This is a genomic window from Psychroserpens sp. SPM9 (assembly GCF_025153525.1).
In the GTDB taxonomy this organism is placed as follows: domain Bacteria; phylum Bacteroidota; class Bacteroidia; order Flavobacteriales; family Flavobacteriaceae; genus Psychroserpens.
In genome coordinates, this window is sequence record NZ_JANZNR010000002.1 from 505722 (window position 1) to 519406 (window position 13685).

Genomic DNA, 13685 nt, shown 5'->3' on the forward strand with positions numbered 1-13685 from the left:
AAATTAGTTTGAGAATAAAACGAAGTTTTAAATAAAGAAAAATGCAAAAAAAGATAGCACTAATAACGGGAGTTACAGGCCAAGATGGCGCCTATCTAAGTGAGTTCCTATTAAAAAAAGGATATATTGTTCACGGTATTAAACGAAGGTCTTCGCTTTTTAATACCGATAGAATTGATCACCTTTATCAAGATCCTCATGAGGAAAATCAAAACTTCATTTTGCATTATGGCGATCTAACCGATAGTACTAATCTTATTCGAATAATTCAAGATGTAAAGCCAGATGAAATTTATAATCTTGCGGCAATGAGTCATGTTCATGTGTCTTTTGAAATACCAGAATACACAGCTAATGCCGATGGTGTTGGAACCTTGAGATTGCTTGAAGCCATTAGGATTTTAGGTTTAGAAAAAACAACACGAATATATCAGGCATCAACGTCTGAATTATACGGTAAAGTACAAGAAGTACCACAAACAGAAACCACTCCTTTTTACCCTAGAAGTCCGTATGCCGTAGCAAAAATGTATGCCTATTGGATTACGGTTAATTACCGCGAAGCCTATGGTATGTATGCTTGTAACGGCATTCTTTTTAATCATGAATCACCAATTCGAGGGGAAACATTTGTAACACGTAAGATTACCAGAGCAACTTCAAGAATTGCTTTAGGATTACAAGACAAAGTTTACTTAGGAAACTTAGATGCTCAAAGAGATTGGGGACATGCAAAAGATTATATAAGAATGATGTGGATGATTTTACAAGCCGAAGAACCTGAAGACTGGGTTATTGCAACCGGAAAAACCACAACAGTTCGTGATTTTGTAAGAATGAGTTTTAACCATGTTGGAATAGAATTAGAATTTAAAGGCGAAGGTTCAAACGAAAAGGGCTATGTTAAGTCCTGTAACAACGCCGATTATCAATTAGAGATAGGCAAAGAAGTTGTTGCAGTAGACGAAAAATACTATAGACCAACCGAAGTCGACCTTCTTATTGGTGATGCTACTAAGGCAAAGGAAAAGTTAGGATGGGTTCCAGAATATGATTTACCTTCTTTAGTCAAAGACATGATGTCAAGCGATATTAAATTGATGCAAAAACAGCAATTTCTTAAAGATGGTGGTTACAGAATAAAAAATTACTTTGAGTAATCATTTATGAATAAGGAAGCTAAAATTTATGTTGCCGGCCACAGAGGCTTAGTGGGAAGTGCATTATTAGAAAACCTTCAAGAGAAAGGCTATCATAATATCATCACAAGAACTCATAAGGAACTGGATCTTACAAACCAAGTTGATGTCGCCAAGTTTTTTGAAATTGAAACACCCGAATACGTGTTTTTGGCTGCTGCAAAAGTAGGCGGTATTGTAGCAAACAATACCTACAGAGCTGATTTTATTTATGACAACATGATGATTCAAAACAATGTGATTCATCAAAGTTATGTACATGGTGTTAAAAAGCTTTTATTTTTAGGAAGTACTTGTATTTACCCTAAAAATGCTCCTCAACCCATGAAAGAAGAGTATCTACTAACAGATACTTTAGAATATACGAACGAACCTTATGCCATTGCAAAAATTGCAGGTATAAAAATGTGTGAAAGTTATAATTTACAATATGGCACTAACTTCATTTCGGTTATGCCTACCAATTTGTATGGTCCAAATGATAATTTTGATTTAGAAAAATCACACGTATTACCAGCGCTTATTAGAAAAATCCATTTGGCGAAACTTTTAAATGAAGACCGCTATGATGAGGTTTTAGCAGATACGGGGTTTTCAACAATTGAGGAAGCTAAAACATTTTTATCTGGCTTTGGTGTTTCTAAAGCTCATGTTGAAATTTGGGGTTCAGGACAACCAAGACGTGAGTTTCTTTGGTCTAAAGATATGGCAGATGCTTGTGTGTTCATTATGGAGAACAGAGACTTTAAGGATACCTTTTCTGAAGACCAAAACGACATAAGAAACACACATATTAATATTGGTACAGGAGAAGATATTTCTATTAAAGAATTAGCTGAAATGATAAAAACCATAGTAGGTTTTAAAGGCGAACTGATTTATAACACGAATAAACCTGACGGAACACTTAGAAAATTAACCGATGTGTCTAAGCTAAATGCTTTAGGCTGGAAACACAAAGTGTCATTAGAAAACGGAATTAAGAAAATGTATGATTGGTATGGAACTAAATAAAAACTTACAAATTGCAATCGATGCCTCATTAAAAGCAGGTGAAGTTATAATGGAGGTCTATGATACTGCTTTTGATGTAGAAATTAAAGATGATAAATCGCCACTTACTCAAGCCGATAAAAAAGCTAATGATGTAATCAACTCTTTTTTACAACCAACACCTGTGCCTATAATTAGTGAAGAGAATAAGCAAATTGATTTTAATGTTAGAAAGCAATGGGATACCTGCTGGATTGTAGATCCTGTAGATGGTACAAAAGAATTTATAAAGCGAAATGGTGAATTCACAGTTAATATTGCTTTGGTTCATAAAGGCGTGCCTCAATTAGGTGTCATTTATGTGCCCGCAACAAAAACACTTTATTTTGCAGATGTTGTAAAGGCGGAAGCATTTAAAGCAGAATTAACCTCACATCAAACGTCCTTAGAAGCGATATTACAACAGGCAAAACCATTACAAACGAAACCAAGAACTAACAATATTGAGGTCGTTGGGAGCCGATCGCATATGAGTCAAGAAACCATGGATTTTGTTGAAGCCTTAAAAACCTCAGGAAGTGATGTTACCATAGTTTCCAAAGGAAGCTCGCTTAAGTTTTGCCTTGTTGCCGAAGGAAATGCTGATATCTATCCAAGATTTGCTCCAACAATGGAATGGGATACTGCTGCAGGTCAGGCCATTTGCAATGCAGTTGGTGTTGATGTTATATCAAAAGAAACCGAAAAACCTTTACTCTATAACAAGGAAAATTTACTAAACCCCTGGTTTGTAGTTTCTAAGAACTAACCCACTATGACTGCTTATAAACAAGAGTCGCATATTAGAAGTATTCTCAAGGGAATTTCTTGGAGAATTGTTGCAACAACAGATACTATTCTAGTTGTATTACTCATAACCTGTTTAACAGGGCATTGCAGTATTGAAAGCGCAATTAAAATTGGTTCCATTGAGTTTTTAATAAAGTTTTTAGTCTATTATGTTCACGAAAGAATCTGGCAAAGTCAGATGCTTAACAGAAGAACAGAAAAACATCAAACGCTTAAAAAAACAATTTCCTGGCGAATCATAGCCACGACAATGACCTTTTTAATTTCTGGTTCTGTATTGAATGCTTTTGATGAAATAGCGTTATATATTGCACTTACAGAATTATTTACGAAATTCGCACTGTATTACCTTCATGAAAGACTGTGGCTAAAACTTCCTTTAGGTAGAATTAGAGAATACTTTTTCGGTAAAAAACAATAACATGTCAAAACATATCATTCCACATAGCTATCAGGTTTCAAAAGCAAATAGGATCCAATCCAATCAACACAATTCATTTTTAATATGGTTTACAGGACTTTCTGGGTCAGGCAAATCAACCATTGCCAATCTGGTAGAAAAAAAACTATTTGAAAACGGTGTAAAAACCTATTCCTTAGATGGTGATAATATTAGAACAGGTATTAATAAAGACCTGTCGTTTGCTCCTGAACACCGAACAGAAAATATTAGAAGAATTGCTGAAGTTTCCAATTTAATGATCGATGCAGGTTTAGTTGTTTTGGCAGCTTTTGTATCTCCTTATAAAAAAGATAGACAGAACATTAGAACTATCGTTAAAGATGTTAACTTTGTCGAGGTTTATATCAATACAAGTGTCGAAGAATGTGAGCGTAGAGATGTAAAAGGCTTGTACAAAAAAGCAAGAGCTGGAGAAATTAAGAACATGACCGGTATTTCGGCGCCATACGAAGCACCTGAAAACCCTGATATTGAAATAAAAACAGAAAATGAATCCATTGAAGATTCTGTTCAAAAGATAGTAGATTTTATAACACCAAAATTACAACTCAACAATGAGTAAGTATTATTTAAATTATTTAGACGAATTAGAGAGTGAAGCCATTTTTATTTTACGTGAAGTCTGGGCTCAATTTGATAATCCCGTTATTTTATTTTCTGGCGGGAAAGACTCCATTTTAGTAACGCACTTGGCAAAGAAAGCCTTTTATCCGGCTAAAATCCCTTTTCCTTTAATGCATGTAGACACTGGTCATAATTTTCCTGAAACTATTCAGTTTAGAGATGATATTATCAAAGATTTAGGCGTACAGCTTATTGTAGGTTCTGTTCAGGAGTCTATTGATGATGGTCGTGTTGCTGAAGAAAAAGGGAAGAATGCAACAAGAAACGCCTTACAAATCACCACGCTTCTAGATGCTATTGAGTCAAACAAAATTGATTGTGCCATTGGAGGTGGTCGAAGAGATGAAGAAAAAGCACGAGCAAAAGAACGTTTCTTTTCTCATCGTGATGATTTTGGGCAATGGGATCCAAAAAATCAACGTCCAGAACTCTGGAATATCTTTAACGGAAAGCATTTTGAAGGCGAGCACTTTAGAGCCTTTCCTATTAGTAACTGGACAGAAATGGATGTATGGAACTACATCAAACGCGAAAACATAGCCATTCCTTCACTGTATTTTGCACATGAACGCGAAGTGGTTTGGAGACAGGATAGCTGGATCCCGAATTCTGAGTTTTTGATTCTTGAAGATCACGAAGAAATTGTCACAAAGAAAATTCGTTTTAGAACTTTAGGAGATATCACCATTACAGGAGGTATTGAGTCTGATGCAGATACCTTAGAAAAAATTGCCGATGAGGTTTCTGGAATGCGTCAAACCGAAAGAGGAAATAGAAGCGATGATAAACGTTCAGAATCGGCCATGGAAGACAGAAAACGTCAAGGATATTTTTAAAAAAAAAGAAACAATGTTAGACAACAATCAACTATTAAGATTTACAACTGCAGGAAGTGTCGATGATGGAAAAAGTACGTTAATAGGACGTTTATTATATGATTCTAAGTCCATTTTTGAAGACCAATTACAAGCCATAGAAACCACAAGTAAAAAGAAGGGTCATGATGGTGTTGACTTGGCACTTTTTACAGACGGTTTAAAAGACGAACGCGAACAAGGGATTACCATTGATGTAGCGTATCGTTATTTTACAACACCAAAGCGTAAATTTATAATTGCAGATACGCCAGGACATATTCAATATACTAGAAACATGGTCACAGGAGCTTCTACAGCTAATGCTGCCATTATATTGGTTGATGCACGACATGGTGTCATAGAGCAAACTAAAAGACATTCATTTATTGCGTCCTTATTGCAAATTCCACATGTTATTGTGTGTATCAATAAAATGGATTTGGTGGATTATTCAGAAGAGGCTTACAATAAAGTGATTAATCAATTTGAAGAGTTTTCGTCTAAATTATTAGTTCATGACATTCGTTTTATTCCTATTAGTGCCCTCAATGGTGATAATGTTGTAAACCGATCAGAAAACATGACTTGGTATCAAGGCGCTCCATTATTACACACTTTAGAAACCATGCATATAAGTAGTGATATTAATAAAGTAGATGCTAGGTTTCCAGTACAAACCGTTTTGCGACCTCAAAGTGAAGCGCATAGAGATTATAGAGGTTATGCTGGGAGAGTTGCAAGTGGTATTTTTAGGGTTGGTGATGAGGTTACAGTTATGCCTTCTGGATTTACTTCAAAAATAAAAACCATAGACACGTTAGATCAAACACTATCAGAAGCTCATGCACCAATGTCTGTTTCTATAACCTTAGAAGATGATATTGATATTAGCCGTGGCGACATGATTGTACGTTCAAATAATAAACCAGAACCATCTCAGGATATTGAAGTGATGTTGTGTTGGCTAAATAATAGTCCGGCAAAACCAAGAGCTAAATATAGTATTCGTCATACAAGCAACGAACAAAAAGCCATGATAAAAGAAGTGGTTTATAAAATCAATATCGAAAGTTTAGATCGTAATACTGAAGATAAGGATCTTAAAATGAATGATATTTCTAAGGTTAAAATTAGAACAACAAAACCAATAATGGTTGACGCTTACAGAGAAAACCGAACAACGGGAAGTATTATCTTAATAGATGATACAACCAATGAAACTGTAGCGGCTGGAATGATTGTTTAATGTTTTTGATATGAATAGAATAGCTTTAATATTATGTGTTCTCTTTTTTATGTCATGCTCTGAAAAGAAAAGCAGTAAAAAAGAAGTGCCTACCATTGTTGAAAAAAAGGAACTTATTGTAAAAGTTTATTTAAAAACAGATGTTGAGGATGTTTTTAGCATAAGAATGGATAATATTCAAGTAGATGAATTTCAAAAGAAGAATATATTTATTAGAGAAACGATACCACTTTCAACAGGCTACGAAAGTATAACGGCTAATTTTGGGCCCAATAATTTTTCTAAGCATATTCATTTTGGTTTAGGAAAAAAATTAAAAACAGTTGATTTAAAAACAATTGAGTTTACCTATAAGGGAAATACATTAACAATCACAAAAGAGAACTTTAATGATTACCTACAGGTAAATGATTCTGCTGAGCTTAATTTAGAAGATTTCAGTATTAATACAAAAAACGTGATAGCCAACAAGAATCCTGAGATTAGTGTAAAATATTCAACCATACAATTTCTAAGTAAATAAACAATTTACGAATTCTAATCACTAATTAGGTGTCTGGGGTTAAAAACAAACAAATATAAAAGCTGTGATTAAGAAAATTAAAAGTGTTTTTAACCGAGCTTCTATTCCCATTGTTGAAATATTTTCTAAAGCAATATCTTTTGTAAATATACTCCTCTTAATAAGGGTTGTAAATATTTATGAATATGCAGATTATTCGTATGCTTTGGCAATTGTTCTATGGACCTCCATTTTAATGGATGGAGGGATAAATAACTATATTTATAATAAATGCCTTAACAGAGAAAAAGAAGGAATAAATCAACTATATACAGCTCGATTTTTTTTGTCTATCATTGTTATTACGGCTCTAGGACTGTTTTTTTACATTACAAATCCAGATTTTTATATAGTTATAACATTACTTAGTGTAATTATTTATTTTACATCTACATCCTCGCTTATTAAGATGTTATCTAGAGGTTTAGGATATTCTAAAGTCGATTTACTTTCTATAGTTTTAGAACCCTTATTAAAGTTAATTTTATTGACAATAATATACTTTACTAAGGACTATTTTAGCTATAACCTAATAATTGTTTTGACATTGTATTTGTTAGCAAGTGTCGTAGCGTTTATTTTAAACAAAAAGTATTTGTCAACATATTTTAGTTTAAAGGTTTTATATGGTCAAACGAAAGATATTCTACAATTAATAAATAAAGCACTTACTCAGTCAAAATATTACTTATTATATTTTCTGATGTTTATAGGGATTATGAGAATGGATTTCGTTTTTATAGAGAAGTTTGCAGCCAAAACAGAGTTAGCTATCTTTTCTAGTGCTTTTAGTATTTATCAAGTGGCTCAGTTATTTTTCTTTTCTATTATAACGTCACAGTTTTTGAAAATAGTTAAAAACACCTATAAAAGCCTTGGATTTATATTTTCATTAATTGTACTTATCGGAATATTTATTTCTGCCCTATCACCTTTTGTTTATGAAATATTATTCCCTGAAGAGTACGAATCTGGGCAAAAAGCATTGCGGTATTTAGTATTTGCTTTAATTCCATCAGTATTCGTGTTTTTCATGATTACAAGAAACAACTACTTAAACAAAACAAAAAGAAATTTTATAGCATTGCTTATAGTTTTCATTATAAAAATTACAGTATACTCAGTGGTTCAATCTTCAAGTATATACTTTTATTGTACAGTGATAGGTATTATTGAAACAATAGCTTTAATTTTTCTTATAACAGATTATTATTTTATATTAAAGACTGATAAAACGATTAGAAATAAAGTAAACGATTTATGAATTTTAATCCATTTTTTATTGTTGGAGTACAGCGTTCAGGGACAACGCTATTAAGGTTACTTTTAAATGCGCATTCTGAAATTGCGATTCCTGAAGAAGCTAGTTTTTTAAAACCGTTGTTAAAAACGAAATGGACAAGAACACCTATTTCTGGAGAAAAGAAAGAAAAATTAGTTAATTATCTTAGGAAGAACGAACAGTTTATATTGTGGAATTTTGACAGAGAACCTTTACTTCGTGAAATCGAAAATAAAGAATCTACAACCATAAAAGAAATCATGGAAATCATGTATTCTGCTTATGCAGCTCATGAAAATAAATCAAGCTGGGGCGACAAAAGTTTGTTTTTTGGAGCGATGGATTTAATATATGAAATGTTTCCTAATGCTAAATTTATCCATATTGTGAGAGATGGAAGAGATGTATTTTTTAGTTGGAGGAAAATGGATGCCAATAAATCACATCCAACGGTTATGGCTTTAGACTGGAAGTTCAAAATTCGATTCATAGAAAAATCAATGAAGAATATTCCGAGTTCGAGTATGAAAATAATTCGGTACGAAGACCTGTTAGATAAGCCAGAAGAAATATTAAGAGAAACATGTAAATTTCTCGATATCGAATTTGAGGAAAGCATGTTAGCATTTCATCAATCGAGTAATAAATACATTGGAAAACACCATTCAGACTTAATATTCAAAAAAATAGATAAATCGAATTCCAATAAATGGAAGGTGCTTCTCACAGCTACTGAAACTAAGCTATACCAAATGATAGCAGCCAAAACGCTGAAAAAATATGGTTATGAGCTTATGGACAAAAGATTAAGTCTTAAACATATTTTCCTTTTCATTAAAGATATAATTATAGGCTTGCCTAAACGTATCATAGAACTCATTAAAGTACGTTTAGCCTTTAGACGAGCAATTTATAAAGGCGAGGCAACTAAAACCATTACGGTGGGAGAATTACCTGAAGGGAAGTACTCTAAATAGTGTACGTGTAGCTTCTACAATCAATAAGAATGGCATCTAAATGAAATTAAAACTTAAAGTAGCATCTCTATATGAACAGACCATACTAATAATTATATTGGTTTTGGTGTTTTTATATGATGCTTTTGCTGAAGTATTAGGCTCTTTAGATGAACTTATTGCTGTTTTCTCAATTTTGGTGATTTTCTTTTATATCGCTAAAGGGAAACTTAAATTCTTTAGAAAAGAATACTATGTTATCCTTTGCCTATTGGTCATTTTGCTTGTGGGTCTGGTTTCAAATATCTCAGCCAATCACAATGGGAATATTACAGAAGGCAAAGCTATTTTCGCAGATTTTATTATTTTTTTTAAAGCTTTTTTGGCCTATTTTGGAATTAGAATAGTATCACATAAGTTTAATGCTACTGTTGTTTTAAATAAGATTTCTAAATACTCCGAATATGCCTTTTATATATTAATTTTCATTGCGATTATTGATATAATATTTTATATCTACCCTAGATCAGAGCGGTATGGGATAAATACGATAGTGTTATTTTTTAACCATAGTTCACGTTATGGTTTTGCTTTTGCTTTTATTTTTTTAGCACTTCTACCAAAATATTATAAAACCAAAAAGGAACTTTTATTTGCGGTTTTATTAATGGGTGTTTTTTGCTTGAGAGTTAAGTATTTTGGGTTTTTAGCAATCTCTATCTTTTTCATGTTTTACAGTAAATATTTATTTAGAATACCTAAGCTGTATTTTACATCAACCCTTGGTGTTCTGGCTCTCCTTTTAATTTGGATGTTTCAAGACCAAATACAATTCTATTTTTCATTTGAAAATCTTGACGAAGCCTGGTCTAGAGCTGTGGTCTTGTATTATAGTTTTATTATTGGAAATGATTTTTTCCCGTTAGGGACAGGTTTTGGAACGTATTCATCCTATTATTCTGGTTATTATTATTCCTGGGTTTATGATTTATATGGTATAAATAATGTCTACGGGATATCCCGAATATATCCTAACTTTATTGCCGATCAATATTGGCCTATGGTATTGGGGCAATTTGGTTATATTGGTCTTTTTTCCATGATTATGATTGTATATAATTATTTTATATTTTTTCTGGACAAAATTAAAGCGAATAGAAATAGCGAAACATATTACTATTTATTAGCAGCAATTCTGGGGTTACTAATGTTGTTAATTGATAGTACTTCTGATTCAATTTTTACACAACAAAGAGGGGTTGTCATATTTATTTTCTTTGCGTTAATTGTTAATACCATCGATACTAAACATGAAAGTACTTCAAATAAATAAATTTCTTAAAGTTGTAGGTGGCGCCGAAACCTATATGTTTCAACTATCAAAAGCACTAGAAAATTTTGATATCGAAATTAAATTTTGGGGCATGTATGATGAGGAAAATACCGTGAGTGATTTTCCTGGGCTTGAGGTAGAAACCATTGATTTTCAAAATCAGAAATTATTGAGCAAATTAGGTTCGGTAATTGATACCATCTATTCAAAAAAGAACCGAAAAAAAATAGCCAAAGTATTAGATAGCTATCAACCTGATATTGTTCATATACACAATTACAACTTTCAGCTTACTCCAAGTATTTTACCCGAAATTAAAAAAAGAGGCATCAAAGTAGTGCAAACAATTCACGATAGTCAAATGGTATGTCCGTATCACAGGCTTTATAACTTCCAAAGGGATGATGTTTGTACAAAATGTATCAAAGGGTCGTTTATAAATTGCATTAAAGATCGTTGTTTTGATGGTTCTGTATTTAAAAGCACTGTAGGAGCCTTAGAAAGCACGTTTTATCATTCGCTAGGCTACTATAATAAGTATATAGACACCTATATATCTCCTAGCCATTTTTTAGCCAATTTGATTAAAAACAGAGTTAAAAAAGAAATCGTTGTAATTCCAAATTTTACCCAGGTTCAATACCAACCAACACCTGAAACGCCTATAAAAGACTATTATTTGTACTATGGAAGAATTTCAGATGAAAAAGGAGTTCTAGAACTAATAGAGTTATTCAAGGCAACCCATTTACACTTAATAATAGTCGGAAAAGGTCCTTTAGAAGATCAGGTTATTGAGACTATTAAAGATAGTTCTAATATTGAATTTGTTGGCCCCAAATATGCCGATGATCTCTTTAAGATCGTTAGTCAGGCAAAATATGTAGTACAATCATCAAAATGGTTTGAAAACTGCCCTATGACTATTATAGAGGCTTTCTCACTGGGTGTCCCTGTAATAGGTTCTAACCATAGTGGGTTTATTGATTTGATTCGAGATAAAGAGACAGGCTATTTGATGGATTTCAGTAATAAAGAAAGTGCGGTAAAGCAGCTCAAAAGTATCGATCTTAACGATGTTTCAAAATTGAAGACTAATGTGCGTCAATATTATGATGAAAATTTAGCTGAAAATATTCACTTAGAAAAAATAATCTCAGTTTATAAAAATGTACTAAACCGTTAATGGAAACGAAAATAGCTTTTAGACAATTGTCCTATAATTCTGGTGTCATACTACTATTATTGGCGTATCTGGGATCTGTTTATTTCTCTATGGCAGCACCAAACATAGTATTAGGTGTTGCGCTTTTTGTTTTTGTATTAGGGGTGTTTACCAAAAAGCTTCAATTAAATTTTACAAATAAGAAATGGCTGTTATACGGCATAGTAACTGTTCCTATACTGCTAACAATGTTGTCTGTATTGAATTCTACAGAAATTGGTGCCAGTTTAAAATATATATGGAAACGAATACCCATTTTAGTAATTCCATTTGTTTTAATTTTTATGAACTATGAAAAAAAAGACATTAAAAACGGACTAAAATTGTTTATTGGGCTTACCGTTCTTGCCGCTTTAATTACACTTTACAATGCAATTAAATATGTTAATGAAGACATACTTTTTAAAACAGACTTTACACATTTTATAACCGTAATTCAGCATCCATATTTTGGAGTATATACTTTAATAGCTTTGCTTTCTATCATTGAGTTAAACTTAATAAAGCACAGAGTCTTAAAAATAATGATTTGCCTATTGCTTCTTATGGCGATTGTATTAACGACTTCAAGATTAGTATATGTAGTGTTCTTGGCCTATAGCTGTTACTTCTTGTTTGCGCATATTCCTAGAAAATGGTTTTTAGGTTTTGGCGCTTTATTAATAATTTTTGCAGTTACTTTTTTAAGTTTAAACCATAAAATCTACAACAAGTTTACATCCTTTGTAGACTATGATAAATCACCGAGACTACAACTTTGGAATAATGCTATAAAAGTCATAGAAAAACAAGATGCGTATTGGTCTGGAATAGGAATAGGGGACTATTATGAAAATAAAAAGGATCCTTATTTTGCTAAAGGCAGAGGCAGCGGTGTCCTAGGTTTTAATCCTCATAGCCAACCATTTGAGTTTTACATAACCAACGGTTTTTTTGGAATTATACTTTTAACAGTATCCTTTTTTGGAATTATTTTTTACTTGAGAAAACAAGAGTATTTAGTGGTGTTTTTTTGCACTATTATTTTTCTGTTTTCAGTAATAGAATGTATTTTTAGCAGGCAATATGGCGTTCAATTATATTCGGTAATAATTCCCATTGCACTATCAGAAAACTTCACAAAAAGGAAAGATGAATTTAAATAAATGTATACTTATTTTGTTTACATGTGTTTTCATATCATGTTACGTTCCACAACAAAAACCCGATGATTTTGAGGTGTTTTGGCAAGATACTTTAGAAGAATTAAATGCGTCTCCTATTGCTTCGGAAGCTGTTAGAGATACCATTGTCAACGATAAAAAATGGACACTTCATAAAATTAATTCATTTCAAGGGATTTATTTTTATGCTTGGGTCTCAGAGCCACAAACAGATAAGACCTATCCTATAAAAATTAAATTTTCTAGATTAGGACCAGGTAATACAAACCCCAATGTTGTACCTCATATATGGTTTTTAAAAGAAAGTCAAACCATAAATATGGTTGTTGATATTAGAGGTCAAGGCATAAGTACCGAACAAATAGAATTTAAAGGCTATCTCACAAAAGGGCTTAAAGATAAAAACAACTATATCTATAGAGGCGCCTTTATGGACGCTGTTAGATCGGTAGATTTTATTTCTCAACATCCAAAATCTGATGGCAATATTATTGTTGAAGGTGAAAACCAAGGCGGTGCATTATCAATTGTTACTACAGCTTTAAATCCTAAGGTAACAATGACAACCATTGGCTTCCCTCTTTTAACAGATATGTATAGCTACGATAAAGAAGTATGGCCCATGAAGATATTTATTCATGAAGCCAAATTAAATGAGATCGATTTAGATGAGTTGCATCATACCTTGTCTTATTTTGACATGTTGAATTTTGCTGATAAAATAGAAACACCTTTGTTTTTGAGAACTCAGGAAGCTGACACAATAACTCCTAAGGAAACCTCAATCAAGTTTTTTAACGCCATTAAAAGTACACAAAAAGAGATGTATATTGAAGACTGTAATGGACATGGGTGCTCCAGTAACTCTGAAAAAGCAAACCAATTAGAGCGTGCATTTATTGAAGCCAATTTAAGATCCTAATAATTCATTAT

General features: G+C 32.5%; 14 protein-coding genes. All 14 read left to right on the top strand.

Translation table 11 applies throughout. The features are described from left to right. Window positions 1–41: 41 nt before the first annotated feature. Window positions 42–1160, top strand: a complete 1119-nt coding sequence (gene gmd, locus N4270_RS06080; protein WP_260096042.1) for a GDP-mannose 4,6-dehydratase — start codon at window positions 42–44, stop codon at window positions 1158–1160. Window positions 1161–1166: 6 nt separating this feature from the next. After that, the gene (locus N4270_RS06085; protein ID WP_260096043.1) at window positions 1167–2213 is read left to right on the top strand and encodes a GDP-L-fucose synthase; all 1047 of its coding nucleotides are present in this window, start codon (window positions 1167–1169) and stop codon (window positions 2211–2213) included. Then, window positions 2200–3000 carry a 3'(2'),5'-bisphosphate nucleotidase CysQ gene (cysQ, locus tag N4270_RS06090; RefSeq protein WP_260096044.1) on the top strand — a complete coding sequence of 267 codons (801 nt, stop codon included), beginning with the start codon at window positions 2200–2202 and terminating at the stop codon, window positions 2998–3000. Before N4270_RS06085 ends, cysQ begins: the two co-directional genes overlap by 14 nt. 6 nt (window positions 3001–3006) lie before the next feature. After that, window positions 3007–3462, top strand: a complete 456-nt coding sequence (locus tag N4270_RS06095) for a DUF2061 domain-containing protein (protein WP_260096045.1) — start codon at window positions 3007–3009, stop codon at window positions 3460–3462. A 1-nt stretch (window position 3463) separates the two neighbouring features. Beyond that, window positions 3464–4066, top strand: coding sequence for an adenylyl-sulfate kinase (gene cysC / locus N4270_RS06100; RefSeq protein WP_260096046.1), 603 nt, complete (start codon window positions 3464–3466; stop codon window positions 4064–4066). After that, window positions 4059–4964, top strand: a complete 906-nt coding sequence (gene cysD, locus N4270_RS06105; RefSeq protein ID WP_260096047.1) for a sulfate adenylyltransferase subunit CysD — start codon at window positions 4059–4061, stop codon at window positions 4962–4964. The genes cysC and cysD overlap by 8 nt, the downstream gene beginning before the upstream one ends. A 13-nt stretch (window positions 4965–4977) precedes the next feature. Further along, window positions 4978–6231, top strand: a complete 1254-nt coding sequence (gene cysN, locus N4270_RS06110) for a sulfate adenylyltransferase subunit CysN (RefSeq protein WP_260096048.1) — start codon at window positions 4978–4980, stop codon at window positions 6229–6231. 10 nt (window positions 6232–6241) lie between these two features. After that, window positions 6242–6754: a hypothetical protein gene (locus N4270_RS06115; protein WP_260096049.1), complete on the top strand. Its 513-nt coding sequence runs from the start codon at window positions 6242–6244 to the stop codon at window positions 6752–6754. A gap of 64 nt (window positions 6755–6818) precedes the next feature. Continuing rightward, complete coding sequence (locus N4270_RS06120) at window positions 6819–8057, top strand: oligosaccharide flippase family protein (protein ID WP_260096050.1); 1239 nt, start codon at window positions 6819–6821, stop codon at window positions 8055–8057. Then, window positions 8054–9052 carry a sulfotransferase gene (locus tag N4270_RS06125; RefSeq protein WP_260096051.1) on the top strand — a complete coding sequence of 333 codons (999 nt, stop codon included), beginning with the start codon at window positions 8054–8056 and terminating at the stop codon, window positions 9050–9052. Before N4270_RS06120 ends, N4270_RS06125 begins: the two co-directional genes overlap by 4 nt. A gap of 40 nt (window positions 9053–9092) precedes the next feature. Next, on the top strand, window positions 9093–10364 hold the full coding sequence (locus tag N4270_RS06130; RefSeq protein WP_260096052.1) for a hypothetical protein: 1272 nt from the start codon (window positions 9093–9095) through the stop codon (window positions 10362–10364). After that, window positions 10342–11550, top strand: a complete 1209-nt coding sequence (locus tag N4270_RS06135) for a glycosyltransferase family 4 protein (RefSeq protein ID WP_260096053.1) — start codon at window positions 10342–10344, stop codon at window positions 11548–11550. The genes N4270_RS06130 and N4270_RS06135 overlap by 23 nt, the downstream gene beginning before the upstream one ends. Then, on the top strand, window positions 11550–12734 hold the full coding sequence (locus N4270_RS06140; RefSeq protein ID WP_260096054.1) for an O-antigen ligase: 1185 nt from the start codon (window positions 11550–11552) through the stop codon (window positions 12732–12734). Before N4270_RS06135 ends, N4270_RS06140 begins: the two co-directional genes overlap by 1 nt. Continuing rightward, window positions 12721–13674, top strand: a complete 954-nt coding sequence (locus N4270_RS06145; RefSeq protein ID WP_260096055.1) for an acetylxylan esterase — start codon at window positions 12721–12723, stop codon at window positions 13672–13674. Before N4270_RS06140 ends, N4270_RS06145 begins: the two co-directional genes overlap by 14 nt. Window positions 13675–13685: the final 11 nt, after the last annotated feature.

Coding starts and splice junctions, on each gene's coding strand:
- gmd (WP_260096042.1), top strand. CDS start 42: ATGCAAAAAAAGATAGCACTAATAACGGGAGTTACAGGCCAAGATGGC.
- N4270_RS06085 (WP_260096043.1), top strand. CDS start 1,167: ATGAATAAGGAAGCTAAAATTTATGTTGCCGGCCACAGAGGCTTAGTG.
- cysQ (WP_260096044.1), top strand. CDS start 2,200: ATGGAACTAAATAAAAACTTACAAATTGCAATCGATGCCTCATTAAAA.
- N4270_RS06095 (WP_260096045.1), top strand. CDS start 3,007: ATGACTGCTTATAAACAAGAGTCGCATATTAGAAGTATTCTCAAGGGA.
- cysC (WP_260096046.1), top strand. CDS start 3,464: ATGTCAAAACATATCATTCCACATAGCTATCAGGTTTCAAAAGCAAAT.
- cysD (WP_260096047.1), top strand. CDS start 4,059: ATGAGTAAGTATTATTTAAATTATTTAGACGAATTAGAGAGTGAAGCC.
- cysN (WP_260096048.1), top strand. CDS start 4,978: ATGTTAGACAACAATCAACTATTAAGATTTACAACTGCAGGAAGTGTC.
- N4270_RS06115 (WP_260096049.1), top strand. CDS start 6,242: ATGAATAGAATAGCTTTAATATTATGTGTTCTCTTTTTTATGTCATGC.
- N4270_RS06125 (WP_260096051.1), top strand. CDS start 8,054: ATGAATTTTAATCCATTTTTTATTGTTGGAGTACAGCGTTCAGGGACA.
- N4270_RS06130 (WP_260096052.1), top strand. CDS start 9,093: ATGAAATTAAAACTTAAAGTAGCATCTCTATATGAACAGACCATACTA.
- N4270_RS06135 (WP_260096053.1), top strand. CDS start 10,342: ATGAAAGTACTTCAAATAAATAAATTTCTTAAAGTTGTAGGTGGCGCC.
- N4270_RS06140 (WP_260096054.1), top strand. CDS start 11,550: ATGGAAACGAAAATAGCTTTTAGACAATTGTCCTATAATTCTGGTGTC.
- N4270_RS06145 (WP_260096055.1), top strand. CDS start 12,721: ATGAATTTAAATAAATGTATACTTATTTTGTTTACATGTGTTTTCATA.